Origin of the sequence: Halobacillus campisalis (genome assembly GCF_030345335.1) — a bacterium.
GTDB lineage: Bacteria > Bacillota > Bacilli > Bacillales > Halobacillaceae > Halobacillus_A > Halobacillus_A campisalis.
This window is the reverse complement of sequence record NZ_JAPVRC010000001.1, coordinates 680,264-705,445: the sequence shown is the minus strand read 5'-3', so window position 1 is coordinate 705,445 and position 25,182 is coordinate 680,264. Positions and strand designations below refer to the sequence as shown.

Here is a 25,182-nt window from a genome sequence, read left to right as displayed (position 1 = left end):
TGTTAAGTTAAGTCACTTACATTAAAACGAGAAGGGCGATTTTTTTGTATTAAGTTATGTCGAACGTCATGGTTGATTTTTTATAATTGAGTAATACAACTATAAGTCAGGATTGTGATGACTCGATTTCGGATTATTTTGTGGGAGAAGAGGTGTTTGGGAACGATGCGCTTTTGTCGGGACCACTGAAAAACTGATTTATTCCCATAATTAAATGATGAAATATTCAAATATGGAAAGTTAAAGGATGGATACAACGATTAAACGTTGTGGAAACCAAGTGTCTCTGATTTCAAGTGTTAGAGGGCGTTCATTTTCAAAAACAGATGTCATAATGAACGATTTGATGGTGAGAAACTGAGTCATAAAGAAACGGACAGGTTTGTGTAAGACCCAGTTTAGTAATAAATGGGTTATTGATAAAAGCATACACAATGATAATTCCATGAGCATCCATAAAATAATAGAACCCATTAACAAAAAGGAAAAAGAAGGCCGTGTGATTTATACCGCCTTCTTTTTCCTTTGATGCGTGCGTTTTATTGAGGATGAGGAGTCTTCTTCACGCTAAGAACGATAACCGTAAACAGGATGAGCACCATTCCAAGAAGTTGGATGATGATTAAATGATCGCCGATTAGGAGAAAGCCAAACAATGAAGCTGTTACCGGTTCCACCATAGCGACCATTGAAGCGGTAGTTGGGGCAGTCCACTGAATGCCAATCACATAAAAGATAAATGAAATTCCAGCTCCCAGGATTCCCAATAAAAGAAACCAGCCTAAGTCGTTTGACTTCGCAACACTAGCAGCTTCATCTATGTCCGCAATAAGCAAAAGTACGAGACAAAATGCAAAGAACGCGATGGTTAACGTGGTCTGTGGCTTTCCAATGGAAGAGGCGTTCTTAAATCCGAATATAAATAATGCATAGGAAAGGCCGGCAGCAAGCCCGGAGGCCACCCCTAGAAAACCCACTGATATAGAATCCGCATTGTAAGCACCTGTAAGCATGATAATTCCCATAAGTACACCCGATATGCATCCCCATTTAAACCAAGTCGAACGTTCTATTTTTAATAAAAAAGAGATGATAAGGACGAACACCGGTGCTGTGTACATTAAAGTAGCAGCAACAGCCACGCTTGATGCTTGGATAGTGAGAAAATAAAAGGTGAAATTACCAGCAACACCAACACCAGCTAATAAGGACCAAATGTATAAACGAGTAGAGGAGGTCCAATTTTGTTTAAAGCGTAAAAGAAACCATACAAAAAAACATACAAAGCCAACAGCCCCTCGATAAAGTGAAATTACAATAGGATCCCAGCCCTTGTTCATTAAAATATCTGCAATTCCTCCACTAACGCCCCAGAATATAGCTGCACAAATAACTAAGCTTACACCTACGGATCTCACCTTTTATATGCCTCCTAAAAAATAGTAATAATACAAAAACAGACCTCTTAGAAATATAAAGTGCGCTTAAAAACAATGGAAATTATAGAGCCAAACCATCTTCTGTAATAAAACGCATGTTTTTAGAAGGCATAAGTGATAATTTTCTTTACTTCATCCTCAAGTCAAATTAATCTTTCACATGGAATATATATACGGAACTTTGCGGTCAGAGGATAAAGTTAAAACAGTGAAAGCTGATACTTAATATTGAGTTTGATAGCTATTGGATTATTAAAAATTCATTATTAGAAGGGGAAGCTGCTTCTTATTGATCTCATATTGGTGTATCTAATTATTAATGTAAACTTAGATATTTTGATTTTTGAGAAAACGAAGGAGGTGGTAGAAATATAATAAACTCTCGTATGGTAAAAATTAGAAATTTATTTCTAAGCTTAGCAGGGGCATACCTTTTTTTCAATCAAAAAATAGAAAAATTTGATATTTATTGGTATATTCAGAATTAGCTAGTGGATCGATACCATCTCAGATTCAAATTTAAAAGAATTAGGGACAATTCTGAAATAAAGTGGACACTCTAATGACAAGGAAATTGTAGCTCTAATTAGTGTATTGGGAGCGATGGTCTTACCTTTATTGACTAAATCGTCTAAACTCACAAAGGTTTCGATAGGGAATAAAATCAGTCTTTTCGTACTACCGGTGGTCTTTTTCACAATCATATTCGTTGTGACTTTAAATGATGATGATTATTGGGTTATTGATGAAGGACACATGACTGTTCAAGAGGACACGAATAATCACTACTGTCGTGTTTCAACGATTTCAGAAGGAAACAAAGAAATGTTTGAAACTCATACCTTAAATAATCGTATTTGTAGGTGAATTAGCTTTTTTATCAGGTGCTATATTATTTTTTTTTTCAACATTCAATAAGGTAGTGCGAATATAACTGTAGTAATTAGGAGTGAAAAATGCTAGAACTAATTTTATTTGGGATATTAGTGGTTTTAATAGCTGTTGCGTGCAATATCAAATTGGTCGGTGAAAAAATACTTGAGAAAGAAGAAAGGAGGAGACTAATTTTGCAGCCTTAAAATTTAACGTTTATCATGAATTCAATTCTTCCTGTATCGGGGACGATTGCTCTATTATGGCGATCGCTTTTTAATTAACGCAGCAGAATTGTTTAACAAAGCAGGACAAGAGTTAGAAGTGGTAAATTATCAATAATTAAGGGGTATAAAAATATGGATTTATCTATTCGAACCGCCGAGAAAAACGATTATGAGTCATTGTTGCCTTTATTTAAGCAGGTTCATGAATTGCACGTTGCTGAAAGACCAGATTTATATAAAGAGAATTCAACTCCAGTCGAGCAAGAGTTCTTTGAAAGCCAGTTAATTGATAACCAACAGCATATTTTTGTGGCTGTCATAGGGAATGATATAGTCGGAGTTATAGTTACTAAGGAAGAAGAAACGCCTGAAAATTCTTTCGTCAAAGCGAGGAAGGTATTATTTATAAATAGTTTATGTGTTGATGAAACGCATAGAAAGAAGGGTGTCGGAAAAAAACTAACTACATACGTTTTTGATTTTGGAAGAAGCCTCAGAGTTGATAGTATTGAACTGGGAGTATTCGAGAAAAATAAATCTGCAATAGAATTTTATAAGTCAATGGGGATGACAACAAAGAGTAGAAAAATGGAGATTAAATACAACTAAATGGAGCGTTAGAGAGAGATTTTTTAAATATATAACGAACCCGAGTATTACATAGACTTGGCCATTGCTTAATACGAACGATCGCTTTATTACTAACGAAGCGGGATATAACATTTAAATAATTGTATTAAATTGATATGAAGGAGTGAATTATTTAATTGAAGAAGTTTAATAAACAAGAGCTAATATTTATGAAATGGATAGGTTTCGTAGTAGTTCTCTTCTCGATTTTTCTTGAATCACAAATATCAAATGGTGGTTTTTTTGGTTTCTCCTATATCCTAGTAGCAAGTATGGTCATTGGGGCAAATATGATATTTCTGGCTGAATTTAAACTTAAAAAATATAAATCTGAATGATAAATTAATTTTAAAATTTAAATAATATAACAACAGTCTTAAAATAACTCTTAACTTTTTTGGTCAGGACTATTTCGGTAGAAATGAAATATTCTGTTTAGGCGGCCTGAATAAAGTAGGGGGATATGTATAGGGGCTTGTTGGTATTATTAGTGGACTTATAGCAGTAGAACTCGTTGTTTTTTTATAATGAATAGACCTGAAACGACCACATTTGGAGAACTAATACATAAGGAATTAACTTCGTCTGATGATATCAATGAAGTTTATATTAATCAGTATTGTTAGGTAATGAATTTACAACTATTACTGATCGTCAAGATAAAAAAATAAAAACCCCACTGATATGAATCAACTTCTAATCACTACGTTCAAAAAGGGCAGCTGCCTCCTTCTTCTATCGTGTGGGGTCCATTAATATACTCTTTTCCAATAACTTCTCCTTCGGCGCAAATGAACTCATTTTCACCATCTGAATACCCGATATTTTTGCGGAAGATAATGTCCCCTTTTGCTATCAGTGATGTATTGTTTTGGAAATACCCGGTTTCATTGAAAGTGATATTGCCTTCAGATTTAACAGAACTATTGCCATTTAAATTCGCCTGACTGTGAAAGGTTATGTCTCCTCCTGAAGACATGGACGCGTTGTTTTGAAATTGTGTCTTGCCGCGAATATCGATAGATCCGCCTGCGTACAAGTCGGCATTTCCTAGAAGGTTTACTTTATGTGTAAAAGCAGCACCCTCTGAGACGTACATTTCTACATTATTTCCAATCCTAAAATCATTATTAGAGAATAGATATCCTCCTATGTTAAAAGTACCATTTGAAAAAGAAGTCATGGGTTGATCAAATCGAGTACTGCCAGATGTCTGCAGGGTAAAATTATTATTAAAGTTTGTGTTGTTCTTAAAATGTACGTTGTTTCCTTCAAGCACCCCGCTGTTGAGGTTGAAGCGGTTGTTGAACTGTATATTGTTACTTACCTTTAGTGTGCCTTGTTGTATACTGGCGTAGCCATCTACATATAAGCTTTCACCAATTTCAACTAAAAGTTCATCACGGTAGCCATTAGTACCATTCATTGAAAATCCTTGTTTGGCGTGCACAAATTCAGCGAATGTCGTATGAAGGCAAGGACTTGTCCAACTAGCAAAAGTGATCGACAAAAGTGATACTGAGTCTTCATAATGGCACTGGCCATTACCGTTTGAATTCGTACGTTGGTAAGGCTCTCCATCTTTCACACTTAAGTCCTCAAACTGTTCACTTGTTGTAAAAATAGTTTCCGGCTCTTCATTTTCGTTTTGTTTTACTTCTACTTTCAGGTGGGAAGGGCTCCTGGGCATTATCACGGTAGAGGTATTGTAATCTGAAGAATTTTGTCCTGTTGTGGAAACTGTCAAACCAATGCTTATAGGACTTTCGGTTGTAGTATTTATACAATCCCCTGGATTAGATAATGAAATATTCCCATTTTCAATGTATAATTCATTTATGTAAATGTGCTCATTACTTAAGACTTTATCATTATTTACATATAATTGAAGTTCGTTATCAAAACAGATTTCAGCAGGTTGATTTTTAGTTTCTTCCCTTATTTGGGATAGTAATAGATTGGACTGCTGCTTTAAATCTATTTGACTTTCCACACTGCTCGATGAGTTGATCGACTGTACAAATAAAGAGCCCGCAATGGTTAAGATAATGCCTGCAATGGCTAAAGCAGCTAATAGTTCAATTAGGGTAACACCTCGATTATTATTTAAAAAGTTCTGTCTCATACTGGTTCTCCTAACTAGACAAAAGTAGTGGTGATATTATGAATGCCGAAGAAGATGGCTTCACTTTAATTGAAGTGTTGGCTGCAATAACATTGGTAGGGATCATAGCGACAGTGTTTCTTGCCGTTTTTTCTAATTATGCTGCATCCACCGATCGAGTCGAAAGTGAGCTTGATGCAACAAATCTTGCACAAGAAGTCGCTTTTCATGCGGGACAGTCGGAGCAGATCGTAAGCCAGGACCCTGCTGCGTGTGAATCAGATAGTGAACATCAGCAAGTGAATGTAAGTTCTTTATCTAATATAAACAGTCAATTTGAATCAGATGGTTCTAACCGATTATATTACACATCTTCTCAAAATCAAACCTATGACCTAGTTGTGAATCTGTGTCAGAACGAAGCGGAAAAAGGATTGGTCGTACGTATGAAAGTTGAGGTGTATCGAACTTTACAAAGCGGTGATTTATCCCTTGTAACAGAAGTGTACCAATACATAGATGAAGAGGTGAATCCCTCGTGAAACTTTTTAGCAATGAGCGGGGCGCTGCTTTAATTATGGTTTTATTTCTTATCGTTTTCATGGGACTTCTATTTACGGTGGCTGGATTTCAATTGACCTCCACAGGTAAACAGGTCACACTCTCGCAAAAGCACCTGCAAGCTGAAAACCTGGCTGTGATGGGCCAGGATTACTTCCGATCTTTTCTAAATAAGATAGAACCAGAAATTGTTGAAGGAGATACCTCGCAGCAAATTTTAGAGTATTGGGGAAGCGAAACGACGATAACCATGGATGACGCATCCCTGCAAACCGAATATACGGTCCGCGTTTTTGAGCATCCTACCGAACCTAATAAACTTCAATACGAAAGTATAGGCAGGTCAGGAGAAGTTGAGGAAGTTATAGAAGGTACGGTAACTATTGAATCAGCAGAATAAAAAAACCTTATAACCAGCTCCATTTAATCAATTTACAGAAGGAAATCATCATGCTGCGTAATAGTTGTTAACTGCAGTGCTTGGAAGTTTAAGCAAGGTGAGGAGGAAGTGGCATGCAGATCATATTCTTTGTTTTATCTTTGATTGTCGTTATTGCTTTAATAACTACCTATCGATCTGGAGCTGATAGACAAAGTCTATTTCTTCTGTTCGGTGCGGCGGTCACAGTGAGTATAATTATCATTTTTGCTAATACGATATTCCAATTATGGGGTACAGTATTACTTGGCAGCATTCTCATCTTTTCGACTTACATAATGATCAGACGTAAAATTGTTGAAGTCTCTCAAGATGAGAGTATAGACGAAATCGAGCCAATAAATGTACGAGTAAATAAAATTAATGATCAATATACGCAAAAGGGATCCTCTTTTTTGAGTGAACAAAACACTTCCTCCGAAAAGGAAAGTGTCAAAGAAGAAGTTATTCCTGAGCGGGTATCTTTTAATCAATTGAAAGTAAACAATGAAGCATTTGATATTGAAGAAGAATGGTTTTCTAAGCGAACAATTCCTGATGCTCAGCAGGAAGATAAGAATCCCATTCTTATTACTGAGGTAGAGGGTCGTTTAGAAGCCATTTTTGAGGAAGAGGAAGAAAAACCTATTAAAAATCAACCTATAGAACATGTCACTGCTTCGGAACAAGAAAAGACAGAGGTCGAAGATTATGAGATTGCAGAAATTAATGTCGATGTCCCACAAAGAAGGATGAGGTGATCAAGGTGAGCCAATGGAAAGGTTTAATCATAATGACGAGCATGGTACTCTTCATATTAAGTGTTACGTATGGAGGACCCCTTGGCTGGCAAATCGTATCAGGTGAGCACGGAAAGTTTGCTAAGGGCACTCAAATAGCCGGAGTGAATGTTGAGGATATGAATCAAGAAGAAGCCGCCGGAAAATTGGAATATCAATTCTCCAAATGGAAGAAAAACCATCTTATCGAGATAGAAACTCAGGAGAATACATTACGTTTTCAGGATTCTTTTTTGACAATATCTACAGAAGCTTCATTACATAATAGTGAGAGCGGGGAAAATACTGCTGCAGTTATTAAAGTAGACCGCTCTCATCTCGATGATTTTAAAAGAAGTACGGGGGAAAACATCAGCGATAATTTATTATCAGAAGAGCTTGTCGCTCAAGTTGAAACTGACGCATCAACCCTTCCGGAAAACTTGCCTGCCTATTCTGTTTATGAATTTTTACCACCTGATGTAGAGGCTTTATATGAAACGATTTCTACTGCAGAAATCAATATTAAGGATAGAGAACAGCTAGCGGAATTTTTGGACAAGCTAGGTTCCGTGTCCTTAGAGCCTGGAAGCAGCTTTTCTATAATTGACACTATTGAATCCCTTCCTGCATCCATCGATGAGGAAGATGAACACCGATTTGCAACCGCTGTCTATACAGCCGTCCTCAATACAAACTTTTCGATCGATGAAAGACATATAAGCCAGCAGCTCCCCGATTTCGCAGATATAGGAAAAGAAGCTGCTGTTGATTTTGATAAATCACACGACCTTTCTTTTACGAACCCGAATGAATACACTTATGATTTGGTGTTCTCAATAATCGACAACCGGCTTACATTGGAAATTCGGGGCTATCCTATGGGGAGTAAAGTCAAAACTCATACTGAAGAAGAAAAAGAAATTCCTTCCCGGACAGTTGTTGAATATTCTGTTGATCTCAATGAACAGGAAATTAAGGTTGAAGAAGAAGGACAACCTGGCAGAAGCGCTGTGACGACAAGAGTCATTTCGAATGAAAATGGTGAGCGAACGGAAAAAATGGGCCGTGATTATTACCCCCCTGTTAATCGTATAGAAGTCCGAAGCAGTTTACTTAAAGAAAACACAATGGACGAAGAAGAGATGGAAGAAGATTTTCCTGCCTCTGACAGCGATTCCTCTTCACCTGAGAGAAATGATTCAGATACTGATGGTCCACAGAGTGAGGTGGATGAGACTATTGAAGAATCCAACCCTTCATTTGAAGAAGACGAAAATAGTGATGAAGAGAAAGAAGGGGAAGGGATTTGGGAAAATGAAGATGAAGTTTTGTACTTTAAGTAAACTTCGAAGGAGGCCCCTATGGAAAGAAAAAGGCTTGGTGATATTTTAAAAGAGACAGGGCTGGTATCTGAACAGGAAATCCATGACACCCTGCTTATCAAGAAGGATAAACAGAAACTCGGTGATGCCCTCTTGGAGAGAGGATTGATTACTGAACAACAGCTGATAGAGGTGCTCGAATTCCAGTTAGGCGTCCCTCACGTTTCTCTTTATCGTTATCCGATTGATTCAAGTTTAATGAATATAGTCGATAAAGAATTTGCTGCGAGAAATATCGTGATGCCTTTAAAGAAAGAAAACAATATCATGACCCTCGCTATGAGTGATCCGATGGACTACTATGCGATTGATGATTTACAAATCAGCACCGGCTTCCAAATTTCACCTGTGATCGCTGCACGTGAGGAGATTTTGCATACCATCAACAAGTATTATGGAATGAGTCAGAAGGAGGAAGAGGTAACGGGAGGTGACGATGACCAATCGCCTGCGATTCGCATTGTTGATCAGATTCTGCAAACCGGGATCCAACTGAAGGCGAGTGATATTCATATTGACCCCCAGGATACAAAAGTGCTCATAAGGTATCGAGTAGATGGTTTGCTTCGCACAGAAAAATCCTTATCCAAGTCCATACAAAACTCTTTAACTGCGCGTGTGAAAATCATGAGTAATCTGAATATAACGGAAAGCCGGCTGCCTCAAGATGGACGAATAAAAACAGATGTGAACTCTATCCCTGTTGACCTTAGAATATCTAGCTTACCTACTGTTTTTGGTGAAAAAATAGTCATCAGGATTTTAGATTTGGGCAGTATTCTGAATAAACTTTCAGAATTAGGATTCAACAAGATTAATTATAAACGTTATTTGAAATTGATCGAACAACCTTCCGGCCTAATTTTGATCACTGGTCCAACTGGGTCTGGAAAATCTTCTACCCTCTATGCGTCATTGAACCACCTTAATACAGATCAGCAAAATATCATCACGATCGAAGATCCTGTGGAGTATCAAATAGAGGGAGTCAATCAAGTGCAAGTGAAAACTTCGGTGGGGTTATCCTTTTCAAAGGGATTACGCTCTGTGCTTCGCCAGGATCCGGATATCGTTATGGTTGGAGAGATCCGAGATTCTGAAACAGCTGAGATTGCTGTGCGTGCCTCTTTAACAGGACATCTCGTTTTATCAACATTACATACAAACAGCGCCATAGCAACGATCCCGCGACTGATTGATATGGACATTGAGCCGTACTTAGTTGTATCTTCCTTATCGGGTATTGTAGCTCAGCGGCTCGTACGAAAAATTTGTCCGAACTGTATAAAAGAAGTTGAACCGACTCCGATGGAAAAAGAGCCTTTTGAAAAAAGAGGTTTACCTATTGAAAAAATCCATAAGGGAGCCGGATGTGGCAATTGCCAGCACACCGGTTACCGAGGAAGACTAGCGATTCAGGAGATTCTCGTCATCAACGATGATATCCGCCAAATGATGATGAACAATCAATCGATTTCAAAAATAAAAGAATATGCATTGAAGAATGGAATGATTTTTTTAATTGACGATGGACTGTTAAAAGTTAAAAAAGGATTGACGACGATTGATGAAGTCTTGCGGGTGGCACTAAATGATTAGTACAGGAGGTGTTTTCATATGTTAGAACGTTTTAAAGAATTGTTGACAGCCGCATACAAGTTAGAAGCTTCTGACATTCATCTTACGGTAGGGGTTCCTCCTGTATTCAGATTACACGGGGAACTAAAGCAATATGGAAAAGAAGTTCTTACGCCTGAAAGTATACAGGAAATGGCAGAATCAATATTATCTGAAGAATCGTGGGGAAAATTCAAAGATTTAGGAGAGCTTGATTTTTCTTATGGAATCCCGGGGATCTCTAGGTTCCGCATCAATGCCTATCATCAAAGAGGATGTATTTCTTTAGCTATCCGGATTGTTCCGAAGGAGGTTCCGACCCTTGAAGGTTTATCTATGCCGGATATATTAAAAAACATCGCTAACTCCCCCCAGGGGCTTGTACTAGTTACAGGTCCGACTGGAAGTGGTAAAAGTACGACTCTAGCGGCGATGATCGATTATATGAATCACCATTCGAGAAGGCATGTCATTACACTTGAAGACCCAATTGAATACTTGCATTCTCATCATCATTGCATTATCGACCAACGGGAAATTGGATTCGATACGAAAAATTTCGCCAATGGGTTGAGAGCATGCCTGCGGCAGGATCCGGATGTCATTTTAGTCGGGGAAATGAGGGACTTAGAAACGATATCAACAGCGATTACTGCTGCGGAAACGGGGCATCTAGTTCTAGGAACGCTCCATACGACAGGGGCTTCAGCAACGATGGATCGCGTGATTGATGTTTTTCCACCCGAACAGCAGTCTCAAGTAAGAATTCAATTAGCATCGGTATTACAAGCCATCGTTTCCCAGCGTCTTTTCCAAACGAAAGATCGTAAAGGAAGAAAAGCTGCGACAGAAATATTAATGAATACCCCTGCGGTAAGGAATTTGATTAGAAATGAAAAGATCCATCAGATCCAGAACATAATGCAGACAGCTAAATCTGAAGGCATGCATACGATGGAAATGTCTGTGAGAGAGCTGTTGGATGAAGGTAAAATCTCAGAAGATCATGCAGGTCCATACATACAGGAGAGAGGCTGACAATGGCTCACTTCAAATACGACGGCCGGAATAAGCAAGGCAGGAAGAAGAGTGGAAAAATAAGAGCGGAAAGCAAACAGGAGGCTCTGCAGTCATTAAGAGAATCCGGTATGTTCATAGCTCATATTGAAGAAATGAATGGATTTTTATATCAAGAAATCCGATTAGCTAAAAAGGTAAAGAGCCAGGATTTTGTTCTTTATTTACGTCAATTTGAAACGTTGATTGCAGCAGGGGTGTCCATTCTTGATTCGACTTATATTCTAATGGAGCAGAGCAATAGTAAATCTTTAAAGAAGGTACTGCGTGATGTTGCCGAGGAGTTAGAAGCAGGGCATGCTTATTCGGATGCGGCGGATCGCCATCAAGATGTTTTTCCTGTGCTTTTTATCAATATGGTTCGCGCAGGAGAGGCTGGGGGTAACCTTGATGAAGTTTTACAGCGTATGGCAAGTTATTATGAGAAGCAGCACGATTTGAAACAGAAAGTTATATCTGCGTTATCCTATCCGTTCGTGGTAGGTCTCATTGCACTCTCTATTGTGGTTTTCATGTTGAGCTATGTCGTTCCCAGATTTGAGGATATGTTCTTATCTTTCGGGAGTGATATTCCGCCCTTTACGCATTTTGTATTGAATATCGGCACATTTTTTGGAGTTTATTGGTGGTTAATGCTCACCGTCCCAGTCCTTTTAGTGTTCGGATACCAGGCGGGCCAGCGTCACCCTGCGTTCGCTTATTATACTGACTACTATAAAATGAGAATACCGCTGTTTGGAAAACTCATACAAAAGGCAGCTCTATCTAAAATGACCAGAACATTGAGCTCTTTGTTCAACAGTTCCGTGCCTATCCTTCAGTCTATTTATATCACAGAAAAAATTGTCGGAAATAAAGTAATTGAACAAGCTTTGAGAAAGAGCGCAGACTCTATGGAAAAAGGGGAGTCGATGGCTGAACCTTTCAGGGACCATTGGGCTATTCCTAACCTGGTCACCCAAATGATCATCATAGGAGAAAAAACGGGGGCTTTAGACCAAATGCTCAGCAAAGTTGCTGACTTTTATGAAAGAGAAATCGATCACACTACCGATCGCATCAAAACGTTGATAGAGCCTATCATGATCGTAGTATTAGCTGTTATGGTCGGCGGGATCGTTACGGCGGTGGCTGTGCCGATGTTTTCCATATTCGAGCAGATTTAGTGAAATTACACATTGATTTTGTGTTTACTATAGTAAACACTTAGTTGATTTAGTAAAATAGAATTAGTTTATAAGTCATATGTTAGAGGTGCGATGAACAGAACTCTATATTTGGGCACTTGGAGGGCTGGGAGCAAGTAGTGCAACCGACCTGGTCATAATTGGCAATTAATACTTAAGAAATGGGGAAAATGTATGTTAGAAAGATGGAAGAAAGCACTAAAGAGTCAAAAAGGGTTTACGTTAGTAGAACTGCTGGCGGTTATTGTCATTCTTGGAATCATAGCTGCGATCGCAGTACCGGCTATAGGAAATGTAATTGATAATTCAAAGTCGGATGCTCATGAAGCGAATGCGTCTTCTTTACGAGAAGCGGCAAGGCTATATGAAGTTACGGAAGACGTTGACGATGAGACAATCACTTTGGCTGATTTGATTGATGAGGGCTATATAGACGGGGATGTAGAAAATCCTGACGGGGGTGTCTATAGCCAAACGGATAGTACTGTTAATTTAAGTAATGGTACCGTAACGTTAGATGGTGAGACCTACGAGCAGGCAAGCTCTGAATAAAATAATTAGATCGTTTTAATATTGATGAAAGTCCCTCTTCATGGGGGATTTTCTTCTATACATAACCAAGGAGAGAACAATGACAACTTTTTTCATTCTATATTTTTTTATCTTAGGTATCATCTTAGGGTCTTTTTACAATGTGGTAGGACTCCGTGTTCCAAAAGGAGAACTGTTCAAGGAAGACAGGTCTTACTGTCCTCACTGCCGCCATTCATTAAGCTGGTATGAATTAATCCCTCTCTTATCTTTCACCCTTCAAAGCGGAAAGTGCCGTCATTGCCGACAGCGCATTTCTCCGATTTATCCTTTTATGGAATTCTTCAGTGGACTGGCTTTTGCTGCAAGTTTTTTATCTCTAGGCTTTCAGTTTGAACTTCTTCTCGCTCTATTATTGGTTTCTATGTTTCATATTATCGTGGTCAGTGATCTAAGATATATGATTATTCCAAATAAAGTGCTGGTGTTTTTTGCTTTTCTCATAATGATTTATCGCATAGCGGACCCAATAGACCCCTGGTGGGCATCACTTGCAGGCGGGGGGCTTGGTTTTGCAGGTACAGCTTTGATCATTATAGTCAGCCGAGGAGGTATGGGTGGTGGTGATATGAAGCTGTTTACAGTGATCGGATTTGCATTAGGGGTAAAACTTCTGATCGTGTCATTTTTCTTAGCTGTATTGATTGGTACGGCCGCGAGCCTTGTATTAATGAGCTTGAAAGTGGTTGGAAGAAAGAATCCTATCCCTTTTGGACCATTCATTGCCATAGGGAGCCTAGCCTCTTATTTTTACGGAATTCAATTGATCAACTGGTATTTAGGAAGCTTCTTCTAAGGAGGTATTTGATGTTAGGGTTGAAAAAAAGTAAACGGAGAATGAATATGATCATTAAGGAACATACGATTCGGTATATCATCTCCACACCAAATGAAAGGGAGCGGATTTCCGTTTTCGGCGAAGTGTTTTTACCTAATGATCTAATTGTTGAAGGTGTCATTACAGATGAGCGAAAGTTTATCATGCAGATAGAAGATATTTTGATCGACCATAAATTAAAAGCCAGGGATTTATATTTTTGTGTTCCGGATGCGTCTGCTATCATCCGTCACCATTCATTACCCGATCAGGTAAACTGGGACGAGATCAAAGGATATCTATACTCGCAATTAGGAGAAACGGTGCACCTCCCATTTGAAGATCCCGTATTTGACTTTGTAAAGCTCGGGATGGCGCATGGTGAGAAACACATTCTATTTGTCGCTTACCCTGAAGAACGACTGGAACAGCTGAGGTCAAGCTTTAAGAAAGCGAAACTCATTCCAAAAGCTGCGGATTTATCTTCTCTTTCAACCTATCGCTTTTATGAGGAACAAAATGAGGTGTCAGAGGATGAGCATATTTTGATGGTAGAATGGAATGCAGATGGTATCATTTTGACCGTTTTTCATGAGGGTATCCCGCAATTTTCACGTCAAATGAAATCCACTTTGGATCGTAAGGATTGGAAGGTGAGAAATGTGGGAGAGAAAACCTGGGTTCGTTGGGAAGGAGAACTTGATTCACTAAGGAATTACGTTCGTGAGCAACTTGAGGAGATTACCAAAATCTTGAGTTTTTATAAATTTTCGGTGAAAGAAGGGGAGGCTGATATCTCAAAGGTCATCCTTTCAGGAGATTGGTGTTACCGAAAAGAATTAGAAGAGCAGTTGGAAGACTTTCTTAAAATTCCTGTGCAATGGATTAAACTCCCTCGATTGAATGTAGAGCTGCCCAACCACTTTGTCGATGTTGTAGGATTGTCTTATAAAAAGTAGGTTATTGAGCTTGGAGTGTTCACTATGATGGTCGATATTAATTTATTAGAAGAAAAAGAAAAGAAAAACCGAACGCCCTTGTTCATCATCGTAGCTGCTATTTCAGCTGCTTTGATCATGTTCGTCATATTTATGGTGAGTTCACAGCAGCTGACAATAGAAAGAGACCTTAACATGGAACGTATTGAGCAGCTGCACCAGGCGCAGGAAAAATTGCAACTGACTATGACAGATGAAAAAGCGGAAGCAGAGGGCAAGTTACAAGAAGCGCACGATGGCATAATAGATTCTGCCGTTCCGGCTGTTCCTGCGTTGGAAAAAATGATTGGATTGCTTCCCGAACGAGGCTACATAGAAAATTATATTTTGATGGATCGTTCCGTGGCAGTACAGGTGAGGTTTGACTCTTTTCAGCAAGCTGCTGCTTATACGGATGCTTTACTGTATGACCCTTTATTTGAAAATGTAGAATTAGTGGATATATTATCTTCAGAAACAGAAGCGGATTTGGACTCTTTTGAATACAGGACAGGTTATTCTGCTTCTTACTCTTTGAATATCGCCTCCAAAATGAATAATGATGGGAAGGTGGAGTAAATGCTGCGCTGGAATAAAACTTACACCTTGACCCTGACGGCCGTAATTATAGGTTTGTTTGGCTTAGGGTTCCTTTTACACGATGTATTTATAAAAGGAACACAAGAAGAAGTCCAAAATCTCCGCAATACAATAAGTAATGAACAAAAGATTTTAGAGGAGCTGCAGAAGCGAGAGAATGCCAGCAAGACCTCCTCAAATCTACGAGAACTTTTAGTTAGTCTGCCTGTTACTGAAAAAACGGATCAACTGCTTATCGCATTGGAGCGTGCTGAGAGTATCTCTGATAGTTTGATTAATAGCGTGACTACTCAAAGTGCAGGGACAGATCCTCGGGAGGCGACGAATGAAGAAGAGTCGCAAAATTCCCTGCCAGAAGGAGTGCAAAAGCTTAGCTATGAAGTCGAGGTTTTGACAGATGGTTTTTCAGACTTTTTAATATTTCTTGAGGAATTGTCGAATGACGATCGTATTTTGACAGTTGATGCTATAAGCTTCGACGATTCTGTGCCTGAAGGATATGAGTCGGATGTGAAAAGCTATTTAGTTACTGTTTCTGCTTTCTTTCAACCTGACCTTGGGGAATTGGAAAGCGAGCAGCCCTCTCAGAAATATGACGAAGAATCAAATAAAATAAATCCATTTTAATGGTAATGGGAAGAGAGAGGCTAACTGATTAGTCTCTTTTTTTCTTGCGAAATTTGCTGTCGAAAACTTCATGACAAAATCCAACCCCATTTTTAATATGCTTATGTTAGATTGATAAAAATGGTAAGGGAGAGGGCAGGATGGCAGAAAAAAATAAAATAGTGATTTCATTCAACCGTGATCAAGAACAAACAAAAAAAGAAATTGTACAAGCTCAGGAAGAGCAGGCAGCTTCCCAAATTAAAAAGGTTCACCACATTCATGAAATAAAACGCCAGCCCAAAATTTCTAAATTTACTGCAGTTAAAAACAACGTGAATCCTTCTTACATGAAACATGTAAGCATATCCATAATGACAGCCATAGTCGTTAGCGTTTTTCTTGGTTTTATTCTATTAAAGTTATTTGTTTCAGTAACTGAGGAAACAGCTCCTGCTGCTGAGTCACTAACCGAGGGGAGCAAAGCTGAAATAACGGCAGCAGCACAGGTTCCTGTGAAGCTTCCTGAGCTAGAGACGCAAGTTGTGCAAAGTGGTGTGTTTACGAGTGAAGAAACTGCACTGGAGTGGCAGAAGGATTTATCTGATAAATCGCTGCCTTCCCTTATATGGAAGCAAAATGACCAGTACTTTCTGCTATCAGGAACCAGTGACCTTGATGTTGGGATTCAATCATTGACTGGTGAACTGGCGAAATTAGATGTACCTACTTATATAAAAAAATGGAATGTGCCGGCTGCTGATTTGATGATCACAGAAAACAATGCCGCCGTGGCAGAAACTATTATTACTCATTTAGAAAATAATACATTGCACACGGTACCAGTCGAGGAACGAAAGGCATTGCTTGAGAAATGGGATGATTCAGCTGTGGGGGAGGAAAAGGTACGTAAAGCTTTCGACGGCTGGGTGAATGAACAAGCGAATGGTCTTACTTGGCTGGAGTTTGCCCAGGCCTTTGAATCTTTGTAGAGTTTATATAAATTTTATAAATTTCATAGGTATAACTCGTTCAATCTTAGTATTTTCTATGTTAAGAAGTTAATGTTATCTCAATCATATCCTTCAAATCCTCATATTTACCTGGTCTATGAATAAGCCATTTTTTTATACACTATAGGTACCTCAATGAGGAATAGAAGAGAAAGGATATGGTAATAGAATGACAACCAGCAGTGTGATGATACGTGATCTACCAAAGGAGGACCGCCCTCGGGAAAGGCTGCTTAAATTAGGTGCGTCCCACCTTTCCAATCAGGAACTGTTGGCGATTCTTCTTGGGAGCGGGACCAGGCAGGAGTCGGTAACGGATCTAGCCCATAGGATACTTAGTCATTTCGAAGGGATTATGTTATTGAAAGATGCGACAATCGAAGAACTGACAGCTATTCGTGGAATCGGGGCTGCGAAAGGGGTCCTGCTATTGTCAGCTATTGAGTTCGGCCGCAGGATTCATCATATGAAGCCTGTAGAACGCTATGTCATAAGAAGTCCAGAGGATGGAGCGGATTTTGTTATGGAGGAGATGAGGGATCTTAAACAAGAGCATTTCATTTGTCTGTTCCTTAATACAAAGAACCAGGTGATTCATAGACAGACGATTTTTATAGGAAGTCTTAACGCTTCCATCGTGCATCCAAGAGAGGTTTTTAAGGAAGCGGTTAAACGTTCAGCTGCCTCTATCATTTGTGCCCACAACCACCCCTCCGGCGACCCGACTCCTTCTCAGGAAGACATTCAGGTAACGAGGAGGTTAAATGAGTGCGGAAAAATGATCGGTATAGAACTGTTGGATCACTTAGTGATCGGGGATCGTACATTCATTTCCCTGAAAGAAAAAGGATACCTATAACACTATCTATTTTTATGTATTTTTCGTATAATTGAATAAATGAAAAAAATAAGCGCCTTTTATAAGTTTTTCTTATAATATGGCGCTTCTTCTGATGATATTTAGTTATTCATTTTGTTATGGATGAGGTTTAGAAAGGGAGATATAATTGGGCTTATTTGGTTTTTCGCAAGATTTAGGGATCGATTTAGGTACTGCAAATACATTGGTGTTTTTGAAAAATAAAGGCGTTATTTTACGAGAGCCTTCTGTGGTAGCTAAAAACAGCCATACAGGCGTGATTGAAGCTGTTGGAAACGATGCCCGAAACATGATAGGACGTACACCGAATTACATAAATGTTATTCGTCCGATGAAAGATGGGGTAATCGCAGATTATGATACAACTGCACAAATGATGAATCATTATATTAAACAGGCGATTCGCACACGTTCATTTTTCGCTAGTAAGCCGAATGTCATGGTATGTGTGCCTTCAGGAATTACAATGGTTGAAGAACGGGCTGTTATTGATGCTACAAAACAAGCAGGAGCCAAAGAAGCTTTTCCTATTGCAGAGCCTTTTGCGGCTGCGATTGGAGCTGGACTACCTGTCTGGGAACCTACAGGAAGCATGGTGGTGGATATAGGCGGTGGTACGACAGAAGTTGCCATCATTTCACTCGGAGGCATTGTGACAAGCCAGTCCATACGAGTTGCCGGTGATGAAATGGACGAGGCGATCATCCAGCATGTCCGTAAGAAATATAATTTAATGATCGGAGAGCGTACGGCTGAAGACGTAAAAGTGGAGATTGGCGGAGCAGGATCAGTCGAAAAAAGTGTGGAAATGGAGATACGCGGACGCGATCTTCTGAGCGGTCTTCCTAAAACAATTCAAATACACTCAGACGAGATTGTAGGAGCTTTGAAAGACACTGTAGACTCTATTATTGAAACTGTGAAAAACACATTAGAGAAAACACCTCCTGAACTTTCTGCTGATATCATGGAGAGAGGAATTGTGCTGACAGGCGGTGGAGCGTTACTGAAGAATCTGGATCGGGTAATAAGTGAAGAAACAAACATGCCAGTATTCATCGCTGATGAACCTTTAGATTGCGTAGCCGTCGGAACAGGAAAGTCTCTTGAGTATATTCATCATTTCAGATCCCAGCCTAATGTAGCGGCACGTCCTAGTACGGATTAAGGAGTATTTTTATGCCTTCTTTGTTTCGCAGAAAAAGACTTATGACCGTACTTATCGGCTTTATCATACTTGTAGCACTTATCGGTTTTTCAATGAGGGACCGCAGTGAATTATCAGTTCCAGAGAAGTTCCTTCAGGATTCCGTCGGCTGGGTACAAACAGTGTTTTTAGCGCCTGTGCAGTTATTCGATGATTCTTACCAAAATATACAAAAAATGTTGAATGTATATGATCAGAATGAAGTTTTGAAAACAAGGCTAGATGAATATAAAGGGCTTATTCAAGAGAACCAGCAGCTTCAAAAAGACAACGAGGAGTTAAGAGCTGCTTTAGATAAAACGGAATCCTTACGCGATTATACGCCTATTCAATCTACAGTCATTGCCCGAAGCTCCGATCGCTGGTTTGAACAAATGACGATCAATAAAGGGGAAGAGCACGGGGTGGAGAAGGATATGGCTGTCATTACTAGTGAAGGAATGGTAGGTAAAATTATATCCGCCGGCTCCTTTCACTCCACCGTACAGCTATTGAGCGGCTTTGATGAGTCCAATAAAATTTCCTCCTGGGTTGTCAGAGAGGACGAAGAGAACGCGTTCGGCTTAATCGAAGGCTATGATAGTGAAAGCGGCCGGCTTCTTCTTGAAGGCATAAGTTTGGATGAAGAATTGGAAGAAGGAGATACCGTGATATCTTCCGGGCTGGGTGGTGTATTTCCTAGTGACTTGCGCATAGGTACCGTAGATGAGGTGGAAAATGACCAGTCCGGATTGACGAAAACCGCCTACGTAGAACCGTTTGCAGACTTATTCGATATTAGTCACGTAATTGTCGTAGACCGCGATGTGCAATCTGCCAATGATGAGGAAGAAGAGGAAGAGGAAGAGGAAGGCGAAGGACAATGATACGTTTTACAATATCCTGCCTGCTTATTATATTGTTAGTATTTCAAGGGATGGCGATGAGTTTATTACCCGCCAAAATCGCGTATTCCGAATTATTGATGACTCCTCACTGGGTCTTATGTTTTGTACTAATTATTGCCATATTCTTTGATAAAGATGATACATATCACTGCGTATGGTATGGAATGATCTTCGGACTTTTGATTGATGTAGTATATACTGGGGTCCTCGGAGTTTATATGGTAACTTATACTATTGTCGCCTATGTCATTCACGGGGTTCATAAATGGGTGCACGAAACCTTCTTCGTTTCTTTGCTGCTTGCGATGGCTGGTGTAGGTTTGGCGGATGCTGTATTATATATAATTTATTCTTTTGTTCAGATAACAGAAATGCCATGGTGGAACTATATAGTCCTTAGATTGGTGCCGACAATATTGGCGAACGTCGTATTTTTTGTCTTTTTATATCCTCTTATGAAAAATAGAGTAGAACGTTGGTCTGACATGTGGAAAAGTACTTAATTAATCGGAGAAATGTCCAAGTTTTGAGGTGAAGGCCCGTGACAACAAATAGTCAAATGGTGACGATAAAAGGAACGAGAGATGGATTGACACTTCGGTTAAATGACCAATGCTCTTATGATGCTATACTCCAGGAGCTTGAGGAAAAGCTTTCAGTGAGCGGTACAGATGCTGACCAGCCGATGATCCGTGTAACAATACAATTAGGGAATCGTTACCTTACGGATCAGCAAAAGAACAAGCTCAGGGACATTGTCCGTGAGAAACAGAAGCTTGTTGTTGAGCAAATCGAGTCGGACATTATTACAAAAGAAGAAGCGCTTTCTTGGAAAGAAAACAGCGAAATCACTCCTATAGTAAAAACTATCCGCTCTGGTCAAGTGGTTGAAGTCACTGGAGACTTGCTCTTGTTAGGCGATGTTAATCCAGGTGGGAAGGTTATTGCTACCGGCAACATTTTCGTATTAGGGAATTTGCGGGGGATTGCTCACGCTGGATATGAGGGGAACGAACAAACAGTAATAGCGGCTTCCTATATGAAGCCAAATCAGCTGAGAATTGCAGGACAGCTATCTAGAGCACCTGATCAGGATTCAGAGGGCGTGTATATAGAATGTGGTTTTATCGATGAACAGGTCAACGCTATACGTATAGCCCCTTTGCAGGAAGTTATAAAGTTAAAACCGGATTTACTCAGTTTTGAAAGGAGAATGCTAAATGGGTGAAGCCATTGTAATCACCTCAGGAAAAGGCGGTGTTGGGAAAACAACGACGACTGCAAATTTAGGTACAGCATTAGCTCTCCAGAACAAGAAAGTTTGTTTAGTGGACACGGACATCGGGTTGCGTAATTTGGATGTCATCATGGGGCTGGAGAACAGAATCATTTACGACATTGTAGATGTCGTGGAAGAGCGCTGTAAAACGAAGCAGGCTCTCATAAAAGATAAACGGTTTGACTGCCTTCACCTATTGCCAGCCGCCCAGACTTCTGACAAATCAGCGGTCACCCCTGAAAGGGTCAAAGCCATCGTTGATGAACTCAAGCAGGATTACGATTACGTCATCATCGATTGTCCAGCCGGTATTGAGCAAGGGTACAAAAATGCAGTCGCAGGAGCTGACAAAGCTATTGTGGTGACCACACCTGAAAAAGCGAGTGTCCGGGATGCTGATCGAATCATAGGGTTATTGGAGCAGGAAGAACTGGAACCACCGAAATTAGTGATTAATCGGATTCGCAATCATTTAATGAAAAATGGAGAAATGCTGGATGTCGACGAAATTGTCAATGTGCTATCCATTGATCTCTTAGGGATTGTTATAGACGATGATGCTGTGATTAGAGGATCGAATAAAGGTGAGCCTGTGGCTTTTACGCCAGATACTAAAGCGTCTATCGCTTATCGCAATATTGCAAGACGCATCTTAGGAGAATCTGTGCCTTTGATGAATTTAGAAGAAGACCCTGGCTTGATGACTAAAGTGAAAAAGTTCTTCGGAATGCGTGCCTGACAGCTGCGAACCATAATTCGCAGCTGTTTTATTTTGCCTGCAAACATCTCTGGGGATTTTGCGACACCAGCTAATCACAACGAGTCTATTCATATTCTCTCTCTTTACGCCATAAAATAATAAAAAGGCTGGGAGAGAAGGGATCAAGTGAAAAAGAATATAAACGATGTAAGAAAAAACATAGCAGAACGAAAAAGGAAAAAGGTTATAACCTCCCGCACTCCAACGACTCATAAAGGGATCAGCGGACCGCAGGATGAAGAGATGCATGGGTATCCTCCTTTCGCAGTGAGCGATGGTTTCAAGCAATCGTCAAAGAAATCTGCCTCGCTTTTTGGTGTACAAGCTCTGGCTTCTGTTCTTTTATTTGGAGTTGTATTTATCAGTGAACAATCTTCATCAGCTGTTGCCGAACAGCCCAGGGAATGGGTGTCTTCCCAGCTGCAAGAAGAGTTTCCTTTTGCGAAAGTGACGGCGTGGTACAGTGATCGCTTTGGAGGGCCTTTGCAGCTAGTTCAGCCTAAAGAAGAGCAGCAGAGTGTCAATGTAGCACTTCCAGTCAACGGAACGGTAACAGAGCCTTTTGAGAATCACGGAAGAGGAATCATCATGAGCACGGCTCAAGGTGAAGAAGTTAAATCTATTAAAGAAGGTACCGTTATTTTTGCGGGCAATGACCCAGAAACGAAAAAAACAGTTATTATCCAGCATCAGGACGACTCGAATACGATTTACGGGTTTTTGTCCACTATAGATGTCCATTTATATGAACATATTCAAGCACAGGAAACGGTAGGCTTGTTGAATGAGAAAGATGGCAATGAGTTTTTCTTTGCTATTGAGAAAGACAAGCAATATTTAGACCCTGCTGCAGTGATCAAAGTCGATGGCGACTCTTAAACTTGCTAAATCCATCCATATCCATCCCCTGTTCTTTGTGCTGGCAGTATCTGCTCTTTTGACTGGAGCCATTTACGAATTCATCATTTTGTTTTCAATAGTGGCCATTCATGAAATGGGGCACTATGCGGCTGCTCGAAGGTATGGATGGAGAGTTTCTCATATCGAATTTTGGCTTCTCGGAGGAAGTGTAGTAAGTGATGAACATACGACACGACCACTCAAAGAACAATTTCATGTTACGTTAGCGGGACCAATTCAGCATGTATGGATATTTGCGGTCCTTCAGCTGCTTTCATTTGTGATCGGTCCACACCCTTTATTGTCGGCAGCCTTTACTTACAATAGTCTGATTTTACTATTGAATTTAATTCCTGTATGGCCGTTGGACGGAGGAAAACTGCTTTTTTATTTTCTCAGTCAGTATCTTCCTTTTAAATTCAGCCTGAAAGCCTCATTGATCATTTCAATGGCTGTGTTGTTGCTAAGCTTATCCGTATTAATTCTGGACGGAAGAATGACTTTAGCCGGCACACTGCTGGCAGGTTTTTTGCTTTTAGAAAATGTTTTGGAGTGGAAAAGGCAGATGTATGTATTTATGAGATATGCCGTCTACTGCCTCGAGAGAGACGTTACGAATATGAAAGTAAAGTACTTCACAGTTCCGCCTCAAACTTCCGCATTTGATGTTATAAAAAATATCCGCGCGAATCGTCACCATTTATATATATTGAAACAAACACCAGGATTATATATAGTAGATGAACAGGAATGTCTGCATCAATTTTTAGATGAGAAACGAACGAACGCGACATTAAAGGACATTTCAAGTCTATAGTGATGAAGAGGTTCAACATGAGAACTTTAGCGCTACATACAAAAACAAGTGAATTGATAGCTCTCTTTATCGAACAGGGAGATGTCATTGAATATACAGCGGTGCGCCCGGATGCTTTTCAGCTTTCGGGTTCAATTTTTAAAGGTACGGTAAAAAATATTCATAAAGGCATGCAGGCAGCTTTTGTTGATATTGGGGAAAGACAGCATGCTTTTTTGAAAAAAACTGAAATCCCGTGGTGTAACGGGTCTATAGAACAGATACTAACGGAAGGACAGTCGATCTACGTACAAGCGACTAAAGAACCTATCGGTGACAAAGGAGCCCAGGTCAGTGCAGACTTGACTTTCCCTGGACTGTATTTAGTTTACCGACCGTTTGGGAAGAGGATTTCAATTTCTAAAAAAGTAGCTAAGGATCATGCGGAAACTTTACGTGAAGTTATGACCTCGATGCTGACTGACGCGGAAGGAGCCATCATGCGGACGAGCTCAAAAGATACGGGAGCTAACATCATGAAAGACGAGCTGAGCACTTTAAGAGAGGTATGGAAGCAGATTCCCGAAGCGAATAAGCCAGGGAAGGTGTGGGAGGATCTCATTATCCCTGATCAGTTCATTCGAAAATACGCTCATTCTGTGAATGAAATTGTAGTGGACACGAGTGAAATGAGTGTTCTGTTAAAAGCGAAGTACCCGAGCCTGGAAGGGAAAATACGATGGGAAAAAAGTTTAGAAAACTATACAAACCATTCTGTTAATGAAATCCAAAATAAGCTTTCTCAACGCGAGGTAACAACGTTTAAAGGAGTTCAATTAATAATTGACCGTACGGAAGCTATGATGGTCATCGATGTTAACAGTCATCAATATAAGGAAAAAGCTATGTCCCGTAAGGAAATATTGACGGTGAATAAATTGGCGGCTGAGGAAGTATTGAAGCAGGTAAGGCTGCGAAACCTTTCTGGAATGATTCTCGTAGATTTCATTTCCATGAACATCCTTTCAGAAGAGCAGCAGCTCCTTAAATACATGAAAAAGATTGCGCAGGCAGATCCCGTCAAAACGCTCATCCACGGAATGACTAAACTAGGAATAGTGGAAATGACTCGGACTAGACAATGGTATCCTGTATGCGATCAATTACTTGCGAGACCTGAACGTCGATATGATTTACATACACAGTGGTATCGACTGGAACGTTTTCTTTTTGAGAACCGGCAGCAAGAAGCGGTCCTCGTTGCCGTTCATCCTGAGTTATATGATATAAAAAAACAATTGCATTCTGAACCTATATCTAGTAAAATTCCACAGGAGCTGTTTGTTAGGCAGGATCATAGCATTCCTGGCTGGCAAATTGAGCTTGAAGGGTCACTAGACATGATCACAGCAGCTATTCAGAGACGTGTGTATCATGTTGACAACTTGTTTTGATCTGTGGTAACATCAATATGTTATTCAAGTAGCACTTCATGCTACAACCGCACAGAACAGGTTTTTAAACCGATTCCGGTACCTGGATGGCGAGTCTGAGTTATTTGAGGAGGTGCAA

The 25,182-nt window shown here is 39.9% G+C and carries 27 protein-coding genes, 1 riboswitch and 1 other annotated feature; of the genes, 25 read left to right on the top strand and 2 right to left on the bottom strand.

Translation table 11 applies throughout. The features are described from left to right. Positions 1–539: 539 nt before the first annotated feature. Positions 540–1,418 (bottom strand): DMT family transporter, encoded by an 879-nt coding sequence (locus O2Q26_RS03580; protein WP_289214586.1) that lies wholly within the window; start codon positions 1,416–1,418, stop codon positions 540–542. A gap of 624 nt (positions 1,419–2,042) precedes the next feature. Between O2Q26_RS03580 and O2Q26_RS03575 the strand changes: the two genes are divergently transcribed. The 3 genes from O2Q26_RS03575 (at position 2,043) to O2Q26_RS03565 (ending at position 3,148) form a co-directional block, all read left to right on the top strand. After that, complete coding sequence (locus tag O2Q26_RS03575; RefSeq protein WP_289214585.1) at positions 2,043–2,306, top strand: hypothetical protein; 264 nt, start codon at positions 2,043–2,045, stop codon at positions 2,304–2,306. Positions 2,307–2,395: 89 nt separating this feature from the next. Further along, positions 2,396–2,518: a hypothetical protein gene (locus O2Q26_RS03570; RefSeq protein WP_289214584.1), complete on the top strand. Its 123-nt coding sequence runs from the start codon at positions 2,396–2,398 to the stop codon at positions 2,516–2,518. Positions 2,519–2,671: 153 nt separating this feature from the next. Next, complete coding sequence (locus O2Q26_RS03565; RefSeq protein WP_289214583.1) at positions 2,672–3,148, top strand: GNAT family N-acetyltransferase; 477 nt, start codon at positions 2,672–2,674, stop codon at positions 3,146–3,148. 730 nt (positions 3,149–3,878) lie between these two features. On the opposite strand, the gene O2Q26_RS03560 is transcribed toward O2Q26_RS03565, so the two are convergent. Then, a complete protein-coding gene (locus tag O2Q26_RS03560; protein ID WP_289214582.1) occupies positions 3,879–5,294 on the bottom strand; it encodes a prepilin-type N-terminal cleavage/methylation domain-containing protein in 1,416 nt (471 codons plus the stop codon). A 38-nt stretch (positions 5,295–5,332) separates the two neighbouring features. Here O2Q26_RS03560 and O2Q26_RS03555 point away from each other — a divergent pair, with 38 nt between their 5' ends. The 22 genes from O2Q26_RS03555 (at position 5,333) to O2Q26_RS03450 (ending at position 25,064) form a co-directional block, all read left to right on the top strand. Next, a complete protein-coding gene (locus tag O2Q26_RS03555; protein WP_289214581.1) occupies positions 5,333–5,815 on the top strand; it encodes a type II secretion system protein in 483 nt (160 codons plus the stop codon). Beyond that, complete coding sequence (locus O2Q26_RS03550) at positions 5,812–6,234, top strand: hypothetical protein (protein WP_289214580.1); 423 nt, start codon at positions 5,812–5,814, stop codon at positions 6,232–6,234. The genes O2Q26_RS03555 and O2Q26_RS03550 overlap by 4 nt, the downstream gene beginning before the upstream one ends. 113 nt (positions 6,235–6,347) lie before the next feature. Further along, the gene (locus O2Q26_RS03545) at positions 6,348–7,013 is read left to right on the top strand and encodes a hypothetical protein (protein WP_289214579.1); all 666 of its coding nucleotides are present in this window, start codon (positions 6,348–6,350) and stop codon (positions 7,011–7,013) included. A 5-nt stretch (positions 7,014–7,018) separates the two neighbouring features. Next, entirely contained in the window at positions 7,019–8,377 is a 1,359-nt protein-coding gene (locus tag O2Q26_RS03540) for a G5 domain-containing protein (RefSeq protein WP_289214578.1), read from the top strand. A gap of 18 nt (positions 8,378–8,395) precedes the next feature. Then, a complete protein-coding gene (locus O2Q26_RS03535; protein ID WP_289214577.1) occupies positions 8,396–10,015 on the top strand; it encodes a GspE/PulE family protein in 1,620 nt (539 codons plus the stop codon). Between the two features lie 18 nt (positions 10,016–10,033). After that, positions 10,034–11,071, top strand: a complete 1,038-nt coding sequence (locus tag O2Q26_RS03530) for a type IV pilus twitching motility protein PilT (protein WP_289214576.1) — start codon at positions 10,034–10,036, stop codon at positions 11,069–11,071. A gap of 2 nt (positions 11,072–11,073) precedes the next feature. Beyond that, complete coding sequence (locus O2Q26_RS03525) at positions 11,074–12,276, top strand: type II secretion system F family protein (RefSeq protein ID WP_289214575.1); 1,203 nt, start codon at positions 11,074–11,076, stop codon at positions 12,274–12,276. 77 nt (positions 12,277–12,353) lie between these two features. Further along, a riboswitch (cyclic di-GMP riboswitch) is annotated at positions 12,354–12,437 on the top strand. A gap of 34 nt (positions 12,438–12,471) precedes the next feature. Next, positions 12,472–12,849 carry a competence type IV pilus major pilin ComGC gene (locus O2Q26_RS03520; protein WP_289214574.1) on the top strand — a complete coding sequence of 126 codons (378 nt, stop codon included), beginning with the start codon at positions 12,472–12,474 and terminating at the stop codon, positions 12,847–12,849. Positions 12,850–12,928: 79 nt separating this feature from the next. Then, positions 12,929–13,684, top strand: coding sequence for a prepilin peptidase (locus O2Q26_RS03515; RefSeq protein ID WP_289214573.1), 756 nt, complete (start codon positions 12,929–12,931; stop codon positions 13,682–13,684). 11 nt (positions 13,685–13,695) lie between these two features. Next, on the top strand, positions 13,696–14,664 hold the full coding sequence (gene pilM, locus O2Q26_RS03510; protein ID WP_289214572.1) for a type IV pilus biogenesis protein PilM: 969 nt from the start codon (positions 13,696–13,698) through the stop codon (positions 14,662–14,664). 24 nt (positions 14,665–14,688) lie between these two features. Continuing rightward, on the top strand, positions 14,689–15,261 hold the full coding sequence (locus tag O2Q26_RS03505; RefSeq protein WP_289214571.1) for a PilN domain-containing protein: 573 nt from the start codon (positions 14,689–14,691) through the stop codon (positions 15,259–15,261). Then, on the top strand, positions 15,262–15,909 hold the full coding sequence (locus tag O2Q26_RS03500) for a hypothetical protein (RefSeq protein WP_289214570.1): 648 nt from the start codon (positions 15,262–15,264) through the stop codon (positions 15,907–15,909). It begins immediately after the preceding gene. A gap of 140 nt (positions 15,910–16,049) precedes the next feature. Beyond that, positions 16,050–16,880 carry a hypothetical protein gene (locus O2Q26_RS03495; RefSeq protein WP_289214569.1) on the top strand — a complete coding sequence of 277 codons (831 nt, stop codon included), beginning with the start codon at positions 16,050–16,052 and terminating at the stop codon, positions 16,878–16,880. Positions 16,881–17,070: 190 nt separating this feature from the next. Next, on the top strand, positions 17,071–17,760 hold the full coding sequence (radC, locus tag O2Q26_RS03490; RefSeq protein ID WP_289214568.1) for a RadC family protein: 690 nt from the start codon (positions 17,071–17,073) through the stop codon (positions 17,758–17,760). Between the two features lie 148 nt (positions 17,761–17,908). Next, positions 17,909–18,949, top strand: coding sequence for a rod shape-determining protein (locus O2Q26_RS03485; RefSeq protein ID WP_289214567.1), 1,041 nt, complete (start codon positions 17,909–17,911; stop codon positions 18,947–18,949). An 11-nt stretch (positions 18,950–18,960) separates the two neighbouring features. Further along, on the top strand, positions 18,961–19,854 hold the full coding sequence (mreC, locus tag O2Q26_RS03480) for a rod shape-determining protein MreC (RefSeq protein WP_289214566.1): 894 nt from the start codon (positions 18,961–18,963) through the stop codon (positions 19,852–19,854). Continuing rightward, on the top strand, positions 19,851–20,378 hold the full coding sequence (gene mreD / locus O2Q26_RS03475) for a rod shape-determining protein MreD (protein ID WP_289214565.1): 528 nt from the start codon (positions 19,851–19,853) through the stop codon (positions 20,376–20,378). Before mreC ends, mreD begins: the two co-directional genes overlap by 4 nt. A 38-nt stretch (positions 20,379–20,416) precedes the next feature. Then, positions 20,417–21,103, top strand: coding sequence for a septum site-determining protein MinC (minC, locus tag O2Q26_RS03470; protein WP_289214564.1), 687 nt, complete (start codon positions 20,417–20,419; stop codon positions 21,101–21,103). Continuing rightward, positions 21,096–21,893, top strand: a complete 798-nt coding sequence (gene minD, locus O2Q26_RS03465; protein ID WP_289214563.1) for a septum site-determining protein MinD — start codon at positions 21,096–21,098, stop codon at positions 21,891–21,893. The genes minC and minD overlap by 8 nt, the downstream gene beginning before the upstream one ends. Before the next feature lie 147 nt (positions 21,894–22,040). After that, entirely contained in the window at positions 22,041–22,793 is a 753-nt protein-coding gene (locus tag O2Q26_RS03460) for a M23 family metallopeptidase (protein ID WP_289214562.1), read from the top strand. After that, entirely contained in the window at positions 22,780–23,631 is an 852-nt protein-coding gene (locus tag O2Q26_RS03455; RefSeq protein ID WP_289214561.1) for a site-2 protease family protein, read from the top strand. Before O2Q26_RS03460 ends, O2Q26_RS03455 begins: the two co-directional genes overlap by 14 nt. A gap of 17 nt (positions 23,632–23,648) precedes the next feature. After that, positions 23,649–25,064, top strand: coding sequence for a ribonuclease E/G (locus tag O2Q26_RS03450; RefSeq protein ID WP_289214560.1), 1,416 nt, complete (start codon positions 23,649–23,651; stop codon positions 25,062–25,064). Between the two features lie 35 nt (positions 25,065–25,099). Then, positions 25,100–25,171 (top strand) — a sequence feature (ribosomal protein L21 leader region). Positions 25,172–25,182: the final 11 nt, after the last annotated feature.